Origin of the sequence: Microbacterium sp. S308A+ (genome assembly GCF_049800815.1) — a bacterium.
In the GTDB taxonomy this organism is placed as follows: Bacteria; Actinomycetota; Actinomycetes; order Actinomycetales; family Microbacteriaceae; genus Microbacterium.
Genome location: NZ_JBNAFT010000001.1, coordinates 835,137 through 856,536 on the forward strand (window position 1 = coordinate 835,137; position 21,400 = coordinate 856,536).

Below are 21,400 nucleotides of genomic sequence, written 5' to 3' on the forward strand. Positions count from 1 at the left end.
GGAACGGATCGGCCGGGCCCCGGTCGCGGAGAGGGCGGGCTCTGGGGCCGGTGAGCGTCAGCTCCGCTCGAAGCGCCAGGGCAGGCTCTCGGCGATCAGCCGGTGCCGTCCGCCGGGGACTCCGTTCTCGTGCTCCTCGTCCCCCTCCCAGAAGTGCACGAGACCCGCGTCCGTCCGGCGCAGACGCGTCTGCCGAACCTCGGGCTCCTGCACCGCCGCGACGACCGCGGCCACGTCCCTCGCCGCCGTCAGGCCGTGCAAGGTGACCCAGGTCGGCGGCACGAGGACGAGCCTCCCCTCGGCGTGCGCGGCGAGCGCGGCGGAGGGGGTCATCCACGCGGCCTCGACGACCTCGCCCTCCGACAGCATGAGCGGGCCGTCAGGATCGTGGGCGAGGAAGAACCAGGTGCGGATGCGCGGCCGCACCTCCGCGGGCGGCGACCAGCACGACAACGGCACGGGAGCGACGATCGCGAGCCCCACCTCCTCGGCTGTCTCCCGCACGGCGGCACGCGCCGCGTCCTCCCGCTCGATCGCGCCAGGGCGCCGGTCGACCTCCTCGACCCTGCCCCCGGGGAAGACCCAGGCGCTCGCGAACGACCCCCGGTCCGGACGCCGCATGAGGAGCACCTCCGGGCCCACCGCCGTGTCCCGCAGGATCACCGCAGTGCCGGCGACAGGAAGGACCTCGGACCCCGGTACGTCGGTCACCCTCAGTCCTGCGCGCCCTCGTCGCCCAGCGCAGCCTCCAGGCGTTCGACCTTGGCCTCGATCTCTCCGGAGTACCCGGGCCGGATGTCGGCCTTCAGCACGAGCGACACCCGTGATCCGAAGGGCATGACGGCCTCGGTAGCCCGTTTGACCACGCTCATGACCTCGTCCCACTCCCCCTCGATCTCGGTGAACATCGAGGTGGTTCGGTGCGGGAGGCCGGAGGCGCGCACGACCCGGACGGCGGCGGCGACGGCATCGTGCACCGAGCCGTCTGTCGCCGTGCCGCCGGCCTCGCCGCTCTGCGAGGTGCCGCGAGGAGTGCCGCTGGGAGCGACGGAGAACGCGATGAGCATGGGAGCCTCCGATTCAGGCTGAGACGGACGGGACGCGGGCCGAGGGCGGGACCGGAGCGGGGGTGCGCAGCATCGCGCGGATGCTGACGACGCCGATCGCCACGACCACGGCGTTGCGCACGGTGATGAGGAGGATCGGCAGCACCTGCGCGGCCAGCAGCCCGTCGTACGTGATCGGGTACACCAGCTGCGTGAGGGCGCACGACACCAGGACCAGGGCGGCGGGGAGCGTCGCCCTGCCCCTGTCGTAGAGGAACCAGATGATCGTCGGCGCCAGCAGCCACGTGTGGAACTGCGGCGAGCCCACCTTGTTGCAGACGATGAGCGCGACCACCAGGCTCAGCGCGGTCGGCGGCAGGAGGCGCAGGGGCTCGACCCCCGCCCGCAGGCGCCAGATCGCGAGCGCGGCGATCCCCAGCACGACGAGCGCCATGAGCGGTGTCATCAGCGCCGCGACGACGTCGGCGCCAGGGGCCTTGATCTGGAAGGTCAGGATCTCGGTGCTGTAGAAGATCCGCGCAGCCCCGAACGCGGCCATCCAGAGGAAGGGCGTGGCGACGGCCGGCTCGATCTGGAGCCCCCGGCCGGTCTGCTCGGTGAGGAAACCGAGGAGGTGCGGGGCCCCTCCCAGCGACAGGAGCAGGAGGACGACGACCGCGGTCACGGTCGCCGCGGAGACCACCATCCGCCACCGTGCGCGGAGCAGGGCGACGCCGGCGGCCACGAGGGCCGCCGGCCAGATCTTGATCCAGGCGCCGATCGTGAACAGCGCTGCGGCGATCGCCGGCCGGGTCAGGAGCCACACGCCGCCTACGACCGCGATCGGGACGGTGATCGCATCGATCCGGTACATCCCGATGGGGCCGAGGAGCACGATCGCCGCGATCCAGAACCAGGCCGCCCGCCGGCGCGTCGCGCTGCCGCCTGCGCCCAGGAGCACCGCGAACCCGAGGACGTCGACGATGGTCACGAGCAACGCCCAGGCGATGAGATAGCTGCCTGCTCCGGCGAGCGGCGCAAGCACCGTCGCGAGCCCCTGGGTGAGGAGCATCGGGATGAGCGCCAGCTGCGGATAGACCCACGTCTCCGTGAGACCGACGATCTCGCCCCCGCCCAGGGCATCGGTCGACCACGGCTCGTACACGAGGTGGACGTCGCCCATGGGCTGGCTGGGCAGCACCCAGCCCAGCCCGGCGACGAGCAGGTGGGCAGCGAGGAACGCCGTCCACAGGACGGCGGGCGACGAACGCCTCATGCGAGGATCCCTTCGATCGCGCGCGGGAGCGCGTCGGCCACGTCGAGCGCCACGATCGGGTGCCCTGGTCGGTCGTCCACGGCGTCCGCGGCGATCCGCCCCGCACGTCCGTGCACCCAGGCGCCCGATGCGGCGACCTCGGACAAGGATACGGCCGGATTCGCCGCGATCAGTGCTCCGAGCACGCCGGCCAGCACGTCGCCGGTCCCCGCGGTCGCGAGCCAGCCCGTGCTCTCGGAGGAGACGAGGACAGGCTCCTCGCCCGGGGCGGCGACGAGCGTCCGAGCCCCTTTGAGCAGCACGACGACGTCGGCGGCGGCGGCCACCTCCGCGGCGGCGGCAGCACGCGCACCGTCATCGGACCGCAGCGTGTCGGGATCGACCGGCGCGAGCCCGAGCTGGTCGATCAGCCGGGACAGCTCCCCTGCGTGCGGCGTTGCGACCGTGGGGGCGGACGCCGTCGCGATCAGGTCGAGCGCACCGGCGTCGACGACGACGGGCGCGGAGCCCCGCAGGATCGTCCGGAGCAGACCCGCCTCATCCTCCGTGCGATGCGCGGGATCCGTTCCGGAACCGACGACCCACGCGTCGACCCGAGGGAGGTCGTCGGCACGGGGCGGCGAGACCACCGTCTCCGGGCGACGCGCGACGACAGCGTCCGCAGCCGCCCCCTCGCCCAGGTAGCGGACATAACCCGCGCCGGCGCGCCAGGCTCCGCTCACCCCGAGCACGGCCGCTCCCGGGTATGCCGGCGATCCCGTGAGAAGGGCAACGACGCCGCGGCTGCGCTTGTCGTCGGAGGCTCCGGGCGCCCGCAGCACGGGGCGGACGTCGTCACGGGTCCAGTCCCGAAGCAGCGGCATCCCTCCACGGTACCGTTCACGGCCCTCCTCCGTTCACTGCCATCCGCCCGTCGACAGCGCGCTACCGTCGATCCGTGAGCATTCTCTTCTCCCCGCTCGTCCTGCGCGGCCTCGTCCTCCGCAACCGCCTGTGGGTCTCCCCCATGTGCATGTACAGCGCCGAGGACGGCCTCCCCGACGACTGGCACCGCACGCACCTCGCACAGTTCGCCTCGGGCGGCGCGGGCCTCATCCTCACCGAGGCCACGGCCGTGCTTCCCGAAGGACGCATCTCCCCGCGCGACACGGGGCTCTGGAACGACACGCAACGCGACGCGTGGGCCGCGATCGTCCGCTCTGTCCACGACCGCGGCGGGGCGATCGGCGTGCAGCTCGCCCACGCCGGGCGAAAGGCCTCCACGTGGTGGCCGTGGGCGAAGGAGCGTGACTCCGTCCCCGCCGATCGAGGCGGCTGGACCACCGTCGCGCCTTCGGCCATCGCCTACGAGGGCTACGCCGAGCCGATCGCGCTGGACGCCGAGGCGATCGACCGGATCGTCGCCGCGTTCGCGGATGCCGCCCGCCGGGCGCTCGAGGCCGGGTTCGACGTGCTGGAGATCCACGCCGCGCACGGCTACCTCCTGCATCAGTTCCTCTCGCCGCTGAGCAACCGACGCACGGACGAGCACGGCGGAGCGCTGGAGAACCGGGCACGGCTGCTGCTGCGCGTCGTCGAGGAGATCCGCGACGTCGCGGGCGAGCGCGTCCCGGTCCTCGTGCGCATCTCGGCCTCCGACCATGCGGAGGGCGGCTTCGTGCCGGAGGAGGCCGCGACGGTCGGGGAATGGGCGATCGCCAGCGGTGCGGACCTCGTCGACGTCTCCAGCGGCGGCCTCGTCGCCCATCAGCGCATCGACGTGCATCCCGGCTATCAGGTCCCGCTGTCGGCAGCGGTGCGCCGCGGCGGGCGTGTGGCGACCTCCGCGGTCGGCCTGATCATCTCCGGCCCGCAGGCCGAGGCGGTGCTCGCCGCGGGCGACGCCGATGCGGTCTTCGCCGGCCGCGAATGGCTCCGCGACCCGCACTTCGCCCTCCGCGCCGCCCACGAGCTCGGCGTCGACCTGCCGTACTGGCCTGAGCAGTACTTCCGCGCCCGCTGGCGCTGACGCACACCGGCGGTCCGGAGACGTCGCGTCCCCGGACCGCCGGTGCGGCGAGGAGGGCGGCGGGAGGACGAGGAGGCGCCGGTCAGCGACCGTGGCCGCGACGGGTCGCGTCCTGCACCTCCCCCACCAGCTCCTCGATGATGTCCTCCAGGAACAGGACCGCGGTGGTCTCGCCGTGCGCGTCGCGCACCTGTGCGAGGTGACGGCCGGCGCGACGCATGATCGTCAGCGCGTCCTCGAGGTCGGTGTCCTCCTGCACGGGGACCATGTGGTGGATGCGCTTGGCCGGCACCGCACGATGCGCTCTGTCCTCCGCGTCCGGTCCCTCGGCCGTCCGCAGGACGTCCTTGAGGTGCACGTAGCCGATCGGCGCGCCCTCCGCGTCCACGAACACGTAACGCGAGAACCCGTGCTTGGCCACGGCCCGTTCGACATCGTCCGGCGTCGAGCCCATCGGAAGCGTCACGAGGGAGGCCAGCGGGACGGCCACGTCGCGGGCCTTCTTGTCCGTGAACTCCACCGCCGCGGTGACCGTGCCCGCGGTGTCGTCGAGCACTCCCTCGAGACGGGACTGGCTGACGATCGTCGCGACCTCGTCGAGGGTGAAGGTCGAAGCGGCCTCATCCTTGGGCTCCACGCGGAAGAGACGCAGCACCCCGTTGGCCGTCGCGTTCAGGCCGCGGATGACCGGATAGAAGACCTTCGAGACCCACACCAGAGGGGTCGCGAGGATCAGCACCGCACGATCGGGGAGCGAGAAGGCCAGGTTCTTCGGCACCATCTCGCCGAAGACCACGTGGAGGAACGAGACCAGCACGAGGGTGACGGCGAACGCGATCGCGTCCACCGCCCCCTCGGCGAGACCGGTCGCTCCCAGCGGAGCCGCGAGCAGATGGTGGATCGCCGGCTCGGAGACGTTCAGGATCAGCAGCGAGCAGACGGTGATGCCCAGCTGCGAGGTCGCGAGCATGAGGGTCGCGTGCTCCATCGCGTACAGCGCCGTCCTCGCCGCCCGCGATCCTCGCTCCGCGAGAGGCTCGATCTGCGAGCGCCGCGCGGAGATGACCGCGAACTCCGCGCCGACGAAGAAGGCGTTCGCGAGCAGCAGCACGAACAGCCAGACGATTCCCGCCCAGTCGTTCATCGCTCGCCCCCCTCGTTCTCGGCGGACTCGGCGGGGGTCGGCGTGAACCGGACCCGGTCGACGCGCCGGCCGTGCATTCGCACGACCGCGAGGACGCCGCCCTCCACGGGCACCTCGTCCCCTACCGCCGGCACGCGCTCGAGCACGCTCATCACGTAGCCGCCGACGGTGTCGTAGACGTCACCCTCCGGCACCTCGATCCCCGTGCTGCCGCGCAGCTCGTCGGGGCGGAGCTCGCCGGGGAACGTCACCGAGTCACGGCCGCGGACCACACCGGCCCTGCTGCGGTCATGCTCGTCGGACACCTCGCCGACGATCTCCTCGACGAGGTCCTCCAGCGTGACGACGCCGGCCGTCCCGCCGTACTCGTCGACGACGATCGCCATCTGGTAGCCGCGGTTGCGCAGCTCGGAGATGAGGACGTCCAGATGCACGGTCTCCGGAACCCGGAGGGGCTCGGTCGCGAGCGCCGCGGCCGGGACCTCCGCCCTCCGTTCCCGGGGCACGGAGACCGCGGCCTTGAGGTGGACCACCCCGGTGATGTCGTCGAGCGAGTCGTCGTACACCGGGAAACGGCTGTGACCCGTGCGTCGCGCGAGACGGATGACCTCGTCGGCCGAGTCGCCCGCGGCGACCGCGTGCATGCTCGGCCGGGCCGTCATGACGTCGGAGGCGCTCAGCCGGGAGAAGGTGAGGCTGCGGTCCAGCAGCGACGCCGTGTCGGCCTCGAGCACGCCAGCGCTCGCGGAGCGGCGCACGAGCGACGACAGCTCCTCCGCCGAGCGCGCGCCGGAGAGCTCCTCCTTCGGCTCCACGCCCATCGCACGCAGCACGGCGTTGGCACTGCCGTTGAGCACGGCGATCGCGGGACGGAAGATCCAGGTGAACGCCGTCTGGAACGGGATGACCAGCTTGGCCGTCTGCCTCGGAAGCGCGAGGGCGAAGTTCTTCGGCACGAGTTCACCGAGGATCATCGACAGGATCGTCGCGACGGTCATCGCGACGATCACGCTGATCGGCGCGACGGCCGCGTCGGGAAGCCCCCAGCCGGTCAGGAGGGGGCGCAGCAGGCTCGACAGGGCCGGCTCCATCGTGAACCCGGTGAGCAGCGTCGTGAGGGTGATGCCCAGCTGCGCCGAGGAGAGGTGGGTCGAGGTGATCCTCAAGGCCGCGATCGTCATCGAGAGGCGGGTCTCGCCGCGCTCGCGTCGCGCTTCCAGTTCGGCCCGATCGAGGTTGACCAGTGCGAACTCGCTCGCGACGAACAGACCGGTCCCTATGGTGAGCAGAAGCCCCACGCCCAGCCAGATGTAGTCCATCATGACTCAGCCTCCGCGAAAGCAGAGGGCGGATCGTGGGGCGAGGGACTACAAGAGGGAGGGTCGTCCATGGTGAGGAGATTCTAACCACGATCCCTGGGACGAGCCTCGGAGGCCGCTCCCTGAAAGCGGGAGCCGACCGCGATCGGGCTACCAGCTGACAGGCAGCGCCTTGCCCTCCTCGTAACCGGCCGCGGACTGGAGGCCCACGAGCGCGCGCTCGTGGAACTCCGGGACCGAGGACGCGCCGGCGTAGGTGAACGAGGAGCGCACGCCCGAGGTGATCATGTCCAGCAGATCCTCGACCCCGGGGCGGAGAGGGTCGAGGTAGATCCTCGACGACGAGATCCCCTCCGCGAAGAGCTCCTTGCGGGCCCTCTCGTAGGCGTCGAGACGTCCGAAGCGGGCCTGCACCGCCTTGGTGGAGGCCATCCCCCAGGATTCCTTGTACACGCGCCCGTCGGCGTCGGTCTGCAGCTCTCCCGGAGCCTCGATGGTGCCGGCGAACCAGGAGCCGATCATCACCGACGCCGCCCCCGCTGCGAGCGCGAGCGCCACGTCGCGCGGATAGCGGACGCCGCCGTCGGCCCAGACATGGGCCCCGAGCGCTCCTGCCGCCTCCGCGGTCTCCAGGACGGCGGAGAACTGCGGGCGGCCGACAGCGGTCATCATGCGGGTGGTGCACATCGCGCCAGGACCGACGCCGACCTTGAGGATCGAGGCCCCGGCGTCGACGAGGTCGCGCACCCCGTCCGCCGTGACGATGTTCCCTGCGACGATCGGGAGGCCGAGGTCGAGCGCGGCGACCGCGCGCAGCGCCCGGAGCATGCCGTCCTGATGCCCGTGCGCGGTGTCGATGACGAGCGCGTCGACACCGGCGGCGGCCAGCGCCTTGGCCTTGGCGGCCACGTCTCCGTTGATGCCCACCGCGGCCGCGACGGCCAGGCGCCCGTCGCGGTCGAGCGCGGGGCGGTAGAGCGTCGATCGGAGCGCGCTGCGGGCGGTCAGCGTGCCGACGAGGTGGCCGTGCCGGAGCACGCACACCATCTCGGCCCCGGTCGCCGTGATCGCGTCGAAGGCGGCTCTCCCGCCCTCCACGTCCTCCGCGTCCAGGGCGGGAGAGCCCGCACGGACGAGATCGCCGAGCTTGGCGTCGCGGAGGGCCGTCGCGAGGCGGACCGCCGGGAGGACGCCGTGGATCGCGGCTGCGTCGATCCCGCCGTCGGCGGCACGCTCCGCGATCACGACCCCATGCCCTTCGGTGGCGGGAAGCAGCCGCAGGGCCTCCTCCACCGACGCCGAGGGAGCGAGCACGAGCGCCGTGTCCCAGGCGACGGGCTGACGTTTGACCCAGCGGATCGCCTCGTCGAGCTCCTGCAGCGGCATGTCCTGAGGGAGGACCCCGATCCCGCCGCGGCGAGCGAGCGTCGCGGCCAGGCGCGGACCGGTCACCGAGTTCATGTTGGACGCCACGAGCGGGAGCGTCGCCGGGGTCCCGTCCTGCGGCGTGAGGTCCACCTGGAGACGACTGGTGACGTCTGATCGCCGGGGGACGAGGAACACGTCCGAGTAGGTCAGGTCCACCATGGGTCGCTCGCCGGAGAACTGCATGCCTCCAGGCTACCGACAGGGCCGTCGGGCGCGGACGTGTGCGCTGCCATGGGATCTCCGAAACGCGTTAGGCTTGATGTCCGAAGCGTGGCACCCCCGGGAGGGTCCCGGATCGGCGACCACCGACATTCAGCGACGAAAGAGGGCGATCGAGCGTGTCGAGCCAGGTGACCGGCGTCGGGACTTCGGACGACGGAGGGTTCGGGGCCAATTCCTGGCTCGTGGACGAGCTCTACGAGCAGTTCAAGGCAGACCGCGACTCCGTGGACAAGGAGTGGTGGCCCATCCTCGAGAAGTACCGGCCCGGCCAGGCAGCGACCGCCCAGGCTCCCGCGGTCTCCGCCCCCGCCGAGGCGCATCCGGTGACCGCGCCGATCCCGGTCATCGGCCAGCAGCCGGTCGCACGCACGACCGCCAAGCCGGCTGCGCAGGCCCCGATCCCCGCACAGGCCCCGACGCAGTCTACGGACACCTCTGCCGCTGAGGAGCAGGAGGACGTCGTCACCCCTCTCCGCGGCATGCCGAAGACCCTCGCCGCGAACATGGACCAGTCCCTCACGGTCCCGACCGCCACGAGCGTGCGGACAATCCCGGCGAAGCTGATGATCGACAACCGCATCGTCATCAACAACCACATGGCCCGCACGCGCGGCGGCAAGGTCAGCTTCACCCACCTGATCGGCTGGGCGATCATCCGGGCGCTCAAGGAGTTCCCGAGCCAGAACGTCTTCTACTCCGAGGTCGACGGGAAGCCGGCCGTGGTCGCTCCCGCGCACATCAACCTCGGCATCGCGATCGACCTCCCCAAGCCCGACGGGACCCGCGCTCTGCTCGTGCCGAGCATCAAGCGCGCCGACACGATGACCTTCAACGAGTACCTCGCCGCCTACGAGGACCTGGTCACCCGTGCCCGCGGCAACAAGCTCGCGGCGGGCGACTTCGCCGGCACCACGATCTCGCTCACCAACCCGGGCGGCATCGGCACCGTCCACTCCGTGCCGCGGCTGATGAAGGGGCAGGGCTGCATCATCGGCGCCGGCGCCCTCGAGTATCCCGCCGAGTTCCAGGGGTCCAGCCAGAAGACGCTGAACGCTCTCGGCGTCGGGAAGACCATCACCCTGACGAGCACCTACGATCACCGCGTCATCCAGGGTGCGGGGTCGGGCGAGTTCCTGAAGAAGGTGCACGAGCTGCTGCTCGGCCAGCGCGACTTCTACGACGACATCTTCCGCGCGCTGCGCATCCCCTATGCGCCGATCCGCTGGGCGGACGACATCGCGGTCGACCTCGCCGAGCGCATCGACAAGACCGCTCGCGTGCAGGAGCTCATCAACGCCTACCGGGTGCGCGGGCACCTGATGGCCGACATCGACCCGCTCGAGTACGTGCAGCGCACCCACCCCGACCTCGAGATCGAGACGCACGGCCTCACGTTCTGGGACCTCGACCGAGAGTTCGTCACGAACGGCTTCGGCGGGCAGCGTCAGCTGAAGCTCCGAGACATCCTGGGCGTCCTGCGCGACTCCTACTGCCGCACGGTCGGCATCGAGTACATGCACATCCAGGACCCCGAGCAGCGGACCTGGTTCCAGGACAAGGTCGAGGTCAAGTACGTCAAGCCGGGCCACGACGAGCAGCTGCGCGTGCTCAGCAAGCTCAACGAGGCCGAGGCCTTCGAGACATTCCTACAGACGAAGTACGTGGGACAGAAGCGCTTCTCGCTCGAGGGCGGCGAGTCGCTGATCCCGCTGCTGGACGAGATCCTCCAGGGCGCCGCGGCGGCCGGCCTCGACGGCGCCGCGATCGGCATGGCCCACCGCGGCCGTCTTAACGTGCTCACCAACATCGCAGGCAAGACCTACGGTCAGGTCTTCCGCGAGTTCGAGGGCTCGATGACCCCGGGCAACCGCCGCGGCTCCGGCGACGTCAAGTACCACCTCGGCACAGAGGGCACCTTCGTCGCCGACGGCGGCGCAGAGCTCCCCGTCTACCTCGCCGCCAACCCGTCGCACCTGGAGACGGTCGACGGCGTCCTGGAGGGCATCGTCCGCGCCAAGCAGGACCGCAAGCCCATCGGCACCTTCACCTGGCTGCCGATCCTCGTGCACGGAGACGCCGCGTTCGCCGGTCAGGGCGTGGTCGTGGAGACCCTGCAGATGTCGCAGCTGCGCGGATACCGCACCGGCGGCACGGTGCACGTGGTGGTGAACAACCAGGTCGGCTTCACCACCCTCCCCACCGACTCGCGGACATCGGTGTACGCCACCGATGTCGCCAAGACCATCCAGGCGCCGATCCTGCACGTCAACGGCGACGACCCCGAGGCGGTGATCCACGTCGCGCAGCTCGCCTTCGAGTACCGCGAGCGCTTCCACCGTGACATCGTCATCGACCTCGTCTGCTACCGCCGCCGCGGCCACAACGAGGGCGACGACCCGTCGATGACCCAGCCGCTGATGACCGACCTGATCCAGGCGAAGCGCTCGGTGCGCAGCCTCTACACCGAGTCCCTCGTGGGGCGCGGCGACATCACCCAAGAGGAGTACGACCAGGCCAAGGCCGACTTCCAGAACCGCCTGGAGATCGCCTTCGCCGAGACGCACGCCGCGGAGACGGGCGCGACCCCGATCGCACCCGAGCTCGCACCGGTGGAGACGCAGAACGGCGAGCCGGAGGTGACCGGCGTCTCGCAGGACGTCATCAACCTCATCGGTGACGCCCACGCCAACAAGCCCGAGGGCTTCACGGTGCATCCGAAGCTCCAGCAGCAGCTGGACAAACGGGTCGAGATGAGCCGAAAGGGCGGCATCGACTGGGGATTCGGCGAGCTGCTCGCCTTCGGCTCCCTCCTCGTCGAGGGCACTCCCGTGCGTCTCGCGGGGCAGGACTCGCGACGTGGCACCTTCGTGCAGCGTCACGCGGTGCTCCATGACCGCGCGAACGGGCAGGAGTGGCTGCCGCTCTCGAACCTCTCCGAGAACCAGGGCCGCTTCTTCGTGTACGACTCGCTCCTGAGCGAGTACGCCGCGCTCGCGTTCGAGTACGGCTACTCGGTCGAGGCTCCCGAGGCCCTCGTGCTCTGGGAGGCGCAGTTCGGCGACTTCGCCAACGGCGCGCAGTCGGTCGTGGACGAGTACATCTCCGCCGCCGAGCAGAAGTGGGGCCAGCAGTCCGGGGTGGTGCTCCTGCTCCCCCACGGCTACGAAGGGCAGGGACCGGACCATTCCTCGGCCCGCATGGAGCGGTTCCTCCAGATGTGCGCTCAGGACAACATGGTCGTGGCCCGGCCGTCCACGCCTGCCTCCTACTTCCATCTCCTCCGCCGCCAGGCCTACGCCCGGCCGCGCAAGCCGCTCGTCGTGTTCACCCCGAAGGCGATGCTGCGCCTGCGCGGCGCGACGAGCCCGGTGGAGGACTTCACTCGAGGGCGCTTCGAGCCCGTGCTCGACGACGACCGCGGGCTCGACCGCGCTGCCGTGAAGCGCGTGCTGTTCCACTCCGGCAAGGTCCACTGGGATCTTCGCGCGGAGCTGGAGAAGAACCCGAACCCGGAGATCGCCCTGGTTCGCGTCGAACAGCTGTATCCGGCCCCGCTGGCCGAGCTCAAGGCCGTCGCCGACACCTACCCGAACGCAGAGCTCGTGTGGGTGCAGGAGGAGCCGGAGAACCAGGGCGCCTGGCCGTTCCTGGCGCTGAGCTTCCTCGCCGTCCCCGGTGCCCGCCCGGTACGGGCCGTCACCAGGGCGGCAGCCGCCGCTCCGTCCACGGGTTCCTCGAAGGTGCACGCCGCCGAGCAGGCCGACCTGCTCCAGCGCGCGCTCACGCTCTGATCGCCTCGTCGCCCTCGGCGACGAGATCCGCCGACGCGGCGTCCCCGTCCACCGGGGCGCCGCGTCGGCGTCTGCGCTGCACGTGTCCCACGGCCACCGCCGCGAGGGTGAGCGCTGCCGGCACCACGAGCCCGGAGCCGGTGAGCAGCAGCAGCCCGAGGGTCAGCACCAGTGCGACCACCGCGAACCACCAGCCAGGGCTCCGACGAGGCAGGAGACGGACGGCGGCGATCATCCCGAGCACGTAGATCGCGACCATGCTCGCCGTGTGGACGAGGATGAAGGGCTGGAGGTCGAGGCCCGTGAGCACGACCGCTCCGAGGTAGAGAAGCTCCAGGCCGAAGACGGAGACGAGCGCCCGCCGCGGCACCGCTCCGCTCTCCACACCCCGTGAGAACACACGGGGCAGGTCGCCGGACGAGGCGAGCGATGCCCCCAGCTTCGCGAAGGCGGCGAGATAGACGTTGAGGACGCCGACGGCGACGATCGCCGCCACGACACCGATCAGGACCGGCGCGGCCTCGACGCCCCCGGCGCGGGCGAGATCGAGCAGGACGACGTCGCCTCCGCCCGCGGCGTCGCCGAGCGCGCCGACGGTGACCGCCTGCAACGCGAGATAGCTCGCTCCCGCCAGAACCAGGGTGATCGCGGTCGCGATCGGGATCGTGCGCCGTGGGCGCGCGAACTCGCCGGAGATGTGAGTGCCCACCTCCCAGCCGGCGAAGGCCCAGACGAACATCACGATCGCCGTCCCGACACCACCCCACCCGTGTGGCAGGAACGGCGTGAAGCGCGCCGCTTCGACCGCCGGGGCCGCGACCGCCACGACGAGGACCACCACGCCCAGGAGCAGGGCCGTCAGCGCCAGCTGGATCCATCCCGTCACGTGGACCCCGAAGAGGTTGGCGGCGAAGGTCACAGCGAGGAACGCGAGAGCGAGGACGGGAACGGCACCGGCATCGATCCCCACGACCGTGGCGATGTAACGAGCGCCGAGCGCCGCGACGACGGGACCGCCGGCGGCGACGCCGAAGAGGAACCAGTATCCGGTGGCCCGTGCCGCAGTGGGGCCGAGCGCCTTCCGGACGGAGCTGGCCACTCCTCCGGGATCGGGATGGCGGGCGGCCAGCGCGCCGAAGGCCCCGGCCAGCGGGATGGCGAGCAGGGTCACCACCGCGACCGCGACAATGCTCGCCGGCCCCGCGACCCGCGCGGCAAGGCCGGGGAGGACGAGGAGTCCGGTGCCGAGCACCGAGGCGAGGTAAAGGGCGACGCCCTGGGCGAGTCCGAGGCGGGCGGCAGACGGGGTCATCCTAGAACGCTAGCCAGCCCCGTCGGGTCACGGAGCGCGTACCCGCCCTCCGTGTCGGCAATGGCCGGATCGATGCGAACTCTGTCCCGAACAGGACGCTCCCGCTTCGTTCGGACGGTACTGAGACCGGATGACCGCGCTCAGTACCAGATGCCGAGCTGAGCGGACCGTGCCGTACGGAAGGCCGCGTCCAGCGCGTCCACGACGCCGTCTGAGGCCTGGATCCGGCCCGCTGCACGCAGCTGTGCCACGCTGACGCCGCCGACGTACAGCGCAGACAGGGTCGAGACGCCCACGGTGAGCTGGGGCTCGTCCTCCGTCGCCTCGAGGGTCGCCGCCCCGCCGACCACGCGGAGGCGCCAGGTTCCCGCGGCGAGATCGAGCGGGTCCTCGACCTGCAGCACGAGGTCGAGATCCGCCCGGTAGGAGCGCGCGGCCAGAGCAGAGGGGACATCGAGGATACGGAGCCAGCCGTGATCGTGCACGGCGACCTCCACGACGCGTTGGTCCACGACCAGCCATGGCAGCGGGTCGTCGACCGGCCGGAGGTGGGCGGTCACGGACGTCACGAGATCGTGGTTCACCACGAAGCCCCACAACGCGCTCAGTGCCTCGTCGGTCTCCGCGCCGAGATGCTGGATCGCCATCTCGGCCTTGGCCGCCTCAGGGATCTCGGTGACCGTGTACGCGACGACCCCGCGGACCTCGCCCGTGACGTCGAGGTACTGGACCCCGCGCACGGAGGCGGCCTGCGGATCGCCCGCCGCGAGACCGGCCATGCGCTCCCACCGCGCCGGCCAGCCGGGGATCTGGCCTGGCCGGAGCCTCCGGGAGCGCTCGTGCACCGCCCCGAGCGCCGTGGCGAGATCCTCCTTCTCGAGGTACTCCAGACGACCGGGGGCCGCAGGGGCGGCCCATCCCGCCTTCCTGGTGTCGGACACCCGTACGAACGCCGTGGGAACAGCGGGGGCGAATCCGTAGCGACCGTAGATCGTCGCCTCGCTCACGGTCAGGCCCGCGATCGGGATCCCCGCAGACGCAGCCGCGCGGAGCTCGCCCTCGAGGAGGTTCCTGGCGATGCCACGGCGACGGTGGGTCGCCGCGACGGTGACGGCGCTGATCGCCCACATCGGCACCTCACCCCCGAGGCTGCCGGGCCCGCCGGGCACGGTCAGCGGCGTGACCCACGAGTTGACGGTCGCGACCGGGAGCGCCTCCTCGGCAGCCTCTTTCTCGAAGACGCCGATGTTGCGCCGGGCCGAGAACGCGGTGCGCGTCTGCGTGCGCGACTCCGCCTCTGGCTCCGGGTCGATGAATCCGCGCGCGACGGCGCGGACGAACGCCTCCCCGGCCTTCTCATCGGCGAGGTCGACGACACGATAGGAGAGCCCCGTATCGCTCAGGCGCTGCGCTGATCGAGCGTCTGCCGGGACATCACGAGCGTCAAGGAGGTTCATCCTCCCACCCTACGGCCGCAGAGACCCGAGCGGATGGGTTCGCCCGGGTCTGCCCGCGACGACCCGGGTCAGTGCGCCGCAGCCTGGACTGCGCGCAGTCGCGCGAGCACCTGATCGCGGAGCTCCTCGGGCGCCGTCTCCTTGCAGGCACGGGAGAGCACCTCGGTCAGCGTCGTCGCGACCAGGGCCTCCTCCCGGCAGGATGCACAGCTCTCCAAGTGCGCCTTGATGTCGGCATGCTCCGTCTTGCACACCTCGTTGCGGAGATACTCCTCCAGGTCACGCCGCGCCTTCTCGCAGCCGCAGTCGCTCATTTCGTGCTCCTCGTGCCGGCCGCGGCGATGCCTCGCTCCGCGGCGTAATCCGCCAGCAGCTCCCGGAGCATGCGACGCCCGCGATGCAGGCGGCTCATGACCGTGCCGATCGGTGTCTTCATGATGTCGGCGATCTCTTGATAGGCGAAGCCCTCGACGTCGGCGAGGTACACCGCCATCCTGAAGTCCTCCGGCACCGCCTGCAGCGCGTCCTTCACCACGGACGCCGGCATCCGGTCGATCGCCTCGGCCTCGGCCGAGCGGCTGTGCGAGGCGGTCGTGGACTCCGCACCGCCCAGCTGCCAGTCCTCGAGCTCGTCGATCGTGCCCTGATGAGGCTCGCGCTGCTTCTTGCGATAGATGTTGATGTAGGTGTTCGTGAGGATGCGGTACAGCCAGGCTTTGAGGTTGGTGCCCTGAGCGAAGCTCGCCCAGGACGCGTAGGCCTTCACGAACGTCTCCTGCACGAGATCCGCCGCGTCGGCCGGGTTGCGGGTCATCCGCATCGCCGCCGCATACAGCTGATCCATGAACGGGATCGCCTGCTCTTCGAACTCGCGCCGCACGGCGTCGCCGCCCACGGCCTCGTCGGTCGTCTCGTGATCCATCGCCAGCCAGTCTAGGCCGTCCGTCTCCGCGATCACGGGCTCGAGTGTCGCGATCATCGCCGCCTTCCCGCCCTCGCCATGCAAGAGCCTTCAGTAGGGTAGGAACCGATGAACGACGACCGGTATTCCCCGTCTCTCGCCCGCGGGCGCTGGGTCGCGCCCGTCGCGAACGGGCCGCTGTCCAGCTCCCTGTCGGTCCCGGGGTCCAAGTCCCTCACCAATCGCGAACTCATCCTCTCCGCGATCGCCGACGGGCCCGGCCGCCTGGTCTCCCCGCTGCACTCCGAGGACTCGGCACGCATGGTCGATGCGCTGCGCATGCTCGGCGTCGGCGTCGACGAGGTCGCGGGCGGGGAGGGCATGTTCGGCCCGGACCTGCTCGTGACGCCGGCCCCCCTCCGCGCCGGTGTCACGGTGGACTGCGGCCAGGCAGGCACCGTCATGCGCTTCGTCGCGCCGCTGGCCGGGCTCGCCGACGGCGAGATCGTGCTCACCGCCCATGAGACCGCGCTGCACCGTCCGATGGGAGCCATGATCCATGCGCTGAGGGATCTCGGCGTCGACGTCGACGACGAGGGCAGCTGGTCCCTCCCCTTCACCATCCGCGGCCACGGCAGGATCCGAGGCGGGCGGGTCGAGATCGACGCGTCCGCCTCGAGTCAGTTCGTCTCGGGTCTTCTCCTCGCGGCCCCCCGCTTCGACGTGGGGCTGCACCTCGTCCACACCGGAGAACGCCTGCCCAGCACGCCGCATATCGACATGACCGTCGAGGCGCTGCACCGCCGCGGGATCCGCGTCGAACGTCCGGCACCAGGGGAATGGCTCGTCGAGGCGGGCGTCCCCCGGGCCAAGGAGCTGCCGATCGAGCCTGATCTCTCCAACGCGGCCCCGTTCCTCGCCGCCGCGCTCATCGCGGGCGGCGAGGTCACAGTGACCGGCTGGCCCACGCACTCCACTCAGCCGGGCGCCCAGCTGCCGGAGCTCCTCACCGTGCTCGGAGCGCACGTGACGCGCCGCGGAGGCTCCCTGACCGTCCGCGGCGGCCGAGGCGTCCGCGGCGGAGACCTCGACCTGTCCGCGGTCGGCGAGCTCACCCCGACCTTCGTCGGCCTCGCCGCCTTCGCCGACACACCCACCACTCTGCACGGGATCGGCCACATCAGGCTGCACGAGACCGACCGCATCGCGGCGCTCGCAGGGAACCTCCGCGCGCTCGGCGGTGAGGTGGAGGAGTTCCCCGATGCACTCCGGATCGTCCCCGCCCCCCTTCACGCGGGCGAATGGCCGGCCCACCACGACCATCGCATGGCCACCACCGGAGCGCTGATCGGCCTGCGGGTGGCCGGGATCGAGGTCGACGAGATCGGCACCACCGCGAAGACGCTCCCCGAGTTCGCCCCTCTCTGGGACCGTATGCTCGGCATCAGCCAGGACCCGGCAGGAGGCTCCACCGCGTGAGCTGGCTGGGGGACGACGAGGACGACGCGCTCGAGGACGAGTTCGACGAGTCCCGCATCCGCGTGCGCCCCAACCCGAAGGCGAACCGTCCACGCACCAAGCGCCGTCCTGCGCACACCGACGCCGAGGTCGGACGTGTGCTGGGCGTGGACCGCGGCCGATACACGGTGCTCCTCGGCGAGGACACGAAGGACGAGCGCACGGTCACCGCGGCCCGAGCCCGCGAGCTGCGTCGGACGGCCATCGTGACGGGCGACCGGGCCCGTGTCGTCGGCGACACCTCGGCGGGCGAGGGCACCCTCGCCCGCATCGTCGGGATCGTCGATCGCTCCTCCCTGCTGCGGCGCAGCGCCGACGACACCGACCAGGTCGAGCGCGTCATCGTCGCGAACGCCGACCAGATGCTCGTCGTCGTCGCCGCGGCCGATCCCGAGCCCCGGCAACGTCTCGTCGACCGTTATCTCGTCGCGGCGCTCGACGCCGGGATCCGGCCGTTGCTCGTGGTGACCAAGACCGACCTCGCCGACCCCACCGAGTTCCTCACCCACTTCGACGGGCTCGACCTCACTGTGTTCACGAGCGCGCGCGGTGAGATGCCGGTCGAGGAGATCGGCGCCGCGCTGGTCGGCCACGCGACCGTGTTCGTCGGCCACTCCGGGGTCGGCAAGTCCACCCTCGTGAACGCGCTGGTCCCCGGGGCGGGGCGCGCCACGGGTCATGTGAACCAGGTCACGGGGCGGGGGCGGCACACATCCTCCTCCACCGTCTCGCTGCGTTTCCGGTCGCGCGCCGGCGCAGGCTGGGTCATCGACACCCCCGGCGTGCGGTCCTTCGGTCTCGGCCACGTCGATCCCGCGAACATCCTCACGGCGTTCACCGAGCTGGCCACCGTCGCCGAGGACTGCCCCCGTGGCTGCACCCACCTCCCCGACGCCGAGGACTGCGCGCTGAACGAGGCGGCAGCCGCCGGAGAGCTCGGCGAGACCGGACGCGCTCGCCTGGACTCGCTCCAGCGTCTGCTGGAGACCTTCTCAGACCGACGCTGAGCAGCGTCCGGCGCTAGGCTGGAACGGTGACCACGCAGCGACTCGAACCCGGCAGCACCGCCCCCGACTTCACGCTCCTCGACCAGGACGGCGCGCCCGTCTCACTCGCCGACCTGCGCGGCCGCAAGGTCGTCCTCTACTTCTACCCGGCGGCGATGACCCCGGGCTGCACCACCCAGGCGTGCGACTTCCGCGACAGCATCTCCTCGCTCCAGGGCGCGGGCTACGCGGTCATCGGCGTATCCCGCGACGAGCCCGCGAAGCTCAAACGCTTCCAAGAGCGTGACGGGCTCACCTTCACCCTCCTCAGCGACCCCGACCACGCGGTCCACGAGGCCTACGGCGTGTGGGGCGAGAAGAAGAACTACGGCAAGGTCGTCGAGGGCGTCATCCGGTCCACGTTCGTCCTGGACGAGGACGGCGTGATCGACCAGGCCCTCTACAACGTCAAGGCCACCGGGCACGTCGCACGGCTGCGCAAGCTCCTCGGCATCGACGCCTGAATCTTCGGCGCCCGCGAGGGGCGAGAGCGGCTCAGCGCCCGTTCGCGCCGTCGGCATCGTCCGCGAACTCGTCGCCGCGCAGACGGGACCGCGGCCCTTCGCTCCGAGACACGAGGAACAGCAGGACGGCTCCCACCGCCCCGGGGATCGCGAGGGCGAGGAAGAAGAGCACAGGGAAAGGCCGAACCCCCAGCGCGCTCATCGCCATGGCCACGGCGATGATCTGCAGCACCATCCCGCCGGAGCGTCCCCAGGAGCGTCCGCGGAACACGGCGACTCCCAACCCGATCAGACCCGCGCCGCCGATCACCGTGAGCGCGATGAGCGCGAGGGCGGACGGCAGCAGTGCCGCGTCGCCGGCGCTGAGCCCGAACACCTCGACGAGGGCGACGACGAGGAGCGCAGCCCCCTCAAGGGCAAGCAGCGTCGATGCGGCGACAGTCAGTTTCGAGGCGCGCATGGCCCTCCCGTCCGAGCGGATCCGCTGCGCGCGCCGAAGAGCGGGCGCAGAAAACCCTTGATCATCTGCGTTCCATGTACGAGAATAGAACACAGTCATGTGCTCCCACAGCGGCGTGGGGCGAGTTCACCGCTTGCACTTCTGGGCAGCACCCCCCGATCGCCGCCCGCATCCGAGGACGCGTAATCCACGCGCCCCGACGATTCCACACGAGGAGCCCCCATGGATTGGCGCGACAAGGCCGCCTGTCTCACTGTCGACCCCGAGCTGTTCTTCCCCGTGGGGAACACCGGTCCTGCCGTCGACCAGATCGAGAAGGCGAAGTCCGTGTGCGCCCGGTGCACCGTCACCGAGATCTGCCTGCAGTATGCGCTCGAGTCCAGCCAGGACTCCGGCGTCTGGGGCGGCCTGAGCGAGGACGAGCGCCGCGCGCTCAAGCGCCGCGCAGCCCGCGCCCGCCGCGCCGGCTGAACCTCCCCCGGACCCGGGTCAGGCGTTGACCCACCGCATCGGGAGATCGATCGTGACCTCGGTGCCCTCCCCCTCGACCCCACGCCAGTCGATCGTGCCGCCCAGCTCGCCCTGGATGAGCGTGCGGATGATCTGCGTGCCGAGCCCCTGGCCCACGCGGCCCTCCGGGAGACCGTGACCCGTGTCCCGAACGATCACGCGCAGATTCTGGTCGGTCCGCTGCGCCTCGATCGTGACGAAGCCCTCCTGCCCCGCCAGACCGTGCTCGACCGCGTTCGTGACGACCTCGGTGAGGGCAAGTGCCAACGGCGTCGCGTACTCGCTCGGCAGGACGCCGAACCGACCGGTCGACTGCGTCCGTGCCCGCGTGTTCGGCGCGGCGGCGACCTCCGCGACCAGCTTGAGCACCCGTGCGAAGACCTCGTCGAAGTCGACCTTCTGAGCCAGCCCGCCTGCGAGCGTGTCGTGTACGACCGCGATCGACTCCACACGGCGCATCGCCTGCGTGAGCGCATCCCTCGCCTCCTCCGAATGGGTGCGCCGCGCCTGGATCCGCAGCAGCGACGCCACCGTCTGCAGGTTGTTCTTCACACGATGGTGGATCTCGCGGATCGTGGCGTCCTTGGTGATGAGCTCCTGCTCCTGGTGACGGAGCTCCGAGACGTCGCGACACAGCACGATCGCGCCGATGCGCGTGCCGTGGTCACGGAGCGGGATCGCTCGAAGGGAGACCGTCACGCCTCGCGCCTCGATGTCGGTGCGCCAGGGCGCACGCCCGGTGACCACGACCGGAAGGGACTCGTCGACCTGACGGGTCGCGGGGAGGATCCTCGTGGTCACCTCCACCAGCGGCTCCCCCTCGAGCTCGTCGTCGAAGCCCATGCGATTGAACGCCGAGAGCGCGTTCGGGCTCGCGAACGTGACGATGCCGTCCACGTCGATCCGGATGAGGCCGTCAGACGCGCGGGGCGCTCCGCGCCGGGGCGAGGTCGGCGCCGCGAGGTCGGGGAACTCCCCCGTCGCGATCATACGGAAGAGATCGTCGGCGCACTCGTTGAACGTGATCTGCTGCCGCGATGGCGTACGCGCCTCGCCGAGGTTCGTGTGCCGGGTGAGGACGCCGATCACCCGCGGCGCCTCGCCCTCCTTCGGACGCATCCGCACGATCGGGACCGCCCTGACACGCGTTGGCGTCTCCTCGAACCAGTCCGGAGACGAGGAGTCGACGATCTGCGCGGTGTCGAAGGCCTCCTGGACCTGCGTGCGCCACTGCGGGCGGACGCGCTCCCCCACGATGTCGCGGTAGAACAGCGTCGCCGCACCGCTCGGGCGGGTATGGGCGACCGCGACGAAGGAGCCGTCGGCCGCCACCACCCAGACGACGATGTCGGCGAAGGCGAGGTCGGCGAGCAGCTGACCGTCGCCCGCGAGACGGTGGAGCCACTCGACGTCGTCGTCGTGGACGCGGCCCTGGGCATGCACGAGGTCACTGAGAGTCGACACCGTCTCAGCCTAGATGCCGCTCCCGGCCAACGGT

At 71.1% G+C, this 21,400-nt stretch carries 19 protein-coding genes; 6 read left to right on the plus strand and 13 right to left on the minus strand.

Annotated features, from left to right (window positions below; translation table 11 throughout):
* Nucleotides 1-57: 57 nt before the first annotated feature.
* From ACP15J_RS03940 to ACP15J_RS03955, 4 genes are read right to left on the minus strand one after another with little or no spacing between them, the layout of a single operon-like run.
* A complete protein-coding gene (locus ACP15J_RS03940) occupies nucleotides 58-711 on the minus strand; it encodes an NUDIX hydrolase (protein ID WP_424935363.1) in 654 nt (217 codons plus the stop codon).
* A gap of 2 nt (nucleotides 712-713) precedes the next feature.
* Nucleotides 714-1,067 (minus strand): thiamine-binding protein, encoded by a 354-nt coding sequence (locus tag ACP15J_RS03945; RefSeq protein WP_424935362.1) that lies wholly within the window; start codon nucleotides 1,065-1,067, stop codon nucleotides 714-716.
* A gap of 13 nt (nucleotides 1,068-1,080) precedes the next feature.
* Nucleotides 1,081-2,322 (minus strand): hypothetical protein, encoded by a 1,242-nt coding sequence (locus ACP15J_RS03950; RefSeq protein WP_424935361.1) that lies wholly within the window; start codon nucleotides 2,320-2,322, stop codon nucleotides 1,081-1,083.
* Complete coding sequence (locus tag ACP15J_RS03955; protein WP_424935360.1) at nucleotides 2,319-3,185, minus strand: ADP-dependent NAD(P)H-hydrate dehydratase; 867 nt, start codon at nucleotides 3,183-3,185, stop codon at nucleotides 2,319-2,321. The genes ACP15J_RS03950 and ACP15J_RS03955 overlap by 4 nt, the downstream gene beginning before the upstream one ends.
* Nucleotides 3,186-3,259: 74 nt before the next feature.
* Between ACP15J_RS03955 and ACP15J_RS03960 the strand changes: the two genes are divergently transcribed.
* Entirely contained in the window at nucleotides 3,260-4,330 is a 1,071-nt protein-coding gene (locus ACP15J_RS03960; RefSeq protein ID WP_424935359.1) for an NADH:flavin oxidoreductase/NADH oxidase, read from the plus strand.
* Nucleotides 4,331-4,412: 82 nt separating this feature from the next.
* Here ACP15J_RS03960 and ACP15J_RS03965 read toward each other — a convergent pair whose 3' ends face one another.
* The 3 genes from ACP15J_RS03965 to ACP15J_RS03975 form a co-directional block, all read right to left on the minus strand.
* Nucleotides 4,413-5,474: a hemolysin family protein gene (locus ACP15J_RS03965; RefSeq protein WP_424935358.1), complete on the minus strand. Its 1,062-nt coding sequence runs from the start codon at nucleotides 5,472-5,474 to the stop codon at nucleotides 4,413-4,415.
* Nucleotides 5,471-6,793: a hemolysin family protein gene (locus tag ACP15J_RS03970; RefSeq protein WP_424980881.1), complete on the minus strand. Its 1,323-nt coding sequence runs from the start codon at nucleotides 6,791-6,793 to the stop codon at nucleotides 5,471-5,473. The genes ACP15J_RS03965 and ACP15J_RS03970 overlap by 4 nt, the downstream gene beginning before the upstream one ends.
* A 150-nt stretch (nucleotides 6,794-6,943) precedes the next feature.
* Complete coding sequence (locus ACP15J_RS03975; protein WP_424935356.1) at nucleotides 6,944-8,404, minus strand: GuaB1 family IMP dehydrogenase-related protein; 1,461 nt, start codon at nucleotides 8,402-8,404, stop codon at nucleotides 6,944-6,946.
* Between the two features lie 155 nt (nucleotides 8,405-8,559).
* On the opposite strand from ACP15J_RS03975, the gene ACP15J_RS03980 reads away from it, so the two are divergent.
* Nucleotides 8,560-12,234, plus strand: coding sequence for a multifunctional oxoglutarate decarboxylase/oxoglutarate dehydrogenase thiamine pyrophosphate-binding subunit/dihydrolipoyllysine-residue succinyltransferase subunit (locus ACP15J_RS03980; RefSeq protein WP_424935355.1), 3,675 nt, complete (start codon nucleotides 8,560-8,562; stop codon nucleotides 12,232-12,234).
* Here the strand turns inward: ACP15J_RS03980 and ACP15J_RS03985 are convergent.
* The 4 genes from ACP15J_RS03985 to ACP15J_RS04000 all read right to left on the minus strand — a co-directional run bounded on the left by ACP15J_RS03985 (nucleotide 12,224) and on the right by ACP15J_RS04000 (nucleotide 15,925).
* A complete protein-coding gene (locus ACP15J_RS03985) occupies nucleotides 12,224-13,546 on the minus strand; it encodes an APC family permease (protein ID WP_424935354.1) in 1,323 nt (440 codons plus the stop codon). The two genes, ACP15J_RS03980 and ACP15J_RS03985, sit on opposite strands and share 11 nt — an antisense overlap.
* Before the next feature lie 140 nt (nucleotides 13,547-13,686).
* Nucleotides 13,687-15,003: a GNAT family N-acetyltransferase gene (locus tag ACP15J_RS03990; protein WP_424935353.1), complete on the minus strand. Its 1,317-nt coding sequence runs from the start codon at nucleotides 15,001-15,003 to the stop codon at nucleotides 13,687-13,689.
* A gap of 68 nt (nucleotides 15,004-15,071) precedes the next feature.
* Nucleotides 15,072-15,317 carry a zf-HC2 domain-containing protein gene (locus ACP15J_RS03995; RefSeq protein ID WP_424935352.1) on the minus strand — a complete coding sequence of 82 codons (246 nt, stop codon included), beginning with the start codon at nucleotides 15,315-15,317 and terminating at the stop codon, nucleotides 15,072-15,074.
* A complete protein-coding gene (locus ACP15J_RS04000) occupies nucleotides 15,314-15,925 on the minus strand; it encodes a sigma-70 family RNA polymerase sigma factor (protein WP_424980882.1) in 612 nt (203 codons plus the stop codon). Before ACP15J_RS04000 ends, ACP15J_RS03995 begins: the two co-directional genes overlap by 4 nt.
* Before the next feature lie 108 nt (nucleotides 15,926-16,033).
* Between ACP15J_RS04000 and aroA the strand changes: the two genes are divergently transcribed.
* The 3 genes from aroA to bcp are packed head-to-tail and all read left to right on the plus strand — an operon-like array spanning nucleotide 16,034 to nucleotide 18,932.
* Nucleotides 16,034-17,383: a 3-phosphoshikimate 1-carboxyvinyltransferase gene (gene aroA, locus ACP15J_RS04005; RefSeq protein WP_424935350.1), complete on the plus strand. Its 1,350-nt coding sequence runs from the start codon at nucleotides 16,034-16,036 to the stop codon at nucleotides 17,381-17,383.
* The gene (rsgA, locus tag ACP15J_RS04010; RefSeq protein WP_424935349.1) at nucleotides 17,380-18,429 is read left to right on the plus strand and encodes a ribosome small subunit-dependent GTPase A; all 1,050 of its coding nucleotides are present in this window, start codon (nucleotides 17,380-17,382) and stop codon (nucleotides 18,427-18,429) included. The genes aroA and rsgA overlap by 4 nt, the downstream gene beginning before the upstream one ends.
* 26 nt (nucleotides 18,430-18,455) lie before the next feature.
* Nucleotides 18,456-18,932 carry a thioredoxin-dependent thiol peroxidase gene (gene bcp / locus ACP15J_RS04015; RefSeq protein WP_424935348.1) on the plus strand — a complete coding sequence of 159 codons (477 nt, stop codon included), beginning with the start codon at nucleotides 18,456-18,458 and terminating at the stop codon, nucleotides 18,930-18,932.
* A 31-nt stretch (nucleotides 18,933-18,963) separates the two neighbouring features.
* Here bcp and ACP15J_RS04020 read toward each other — a convergent pair whose 3' ends face one another.
* Nucleotides 18,964-19,392: a hypothetical protein gene (locus ACP15J_RS04020; RefSeq protein ID WP_424935347.1), complete on the minus strand. Its 429-nt coding sequence runs from the start codon at nucleotides 19,390-19,392 to the stop codon at nucleotides 18,964-18,966.
* A gap of 222 nt (nucleotides 19,393-19,614) precedes the next feature.
* On the opposite strand from ACP15J_RS04020, the gene ACP15J_RS04025 reads away from it, so the two are divergent.
* Nucleotides 19,615-19,863: a WhiB family transcriptional regulator gene (locus ACP15J_RS04025; protein ID WP_424935346.1), complete on the plus strand. Its 249-nt coding sequence runs from the start codon at nucleotides 19,615-19,617 to the stop codon at nucleotides 19,861-19,863.
* Between the two features lie 18 nt (nucleotides 19,864-19,881).
* On the opposite strand, the gene ACP15J_RS04030 is transcribed toward ACP15J_RS04025, so the two are convergent.
* Nucleotides 19,882-21,366: a sensor histidine kinase gene (locus ACP15J_RS04030; RefSeq protein ID WP_424935345.1), complete on the minus strand. Its 1,485-nt coding sequence runs from the start codon at nucleotides 21,364-21,366 to the stop codon at nucleotides 19,882-19,884.
* Nucleotides 21,367-21,400: the final 34 nt, after the last annotated feature.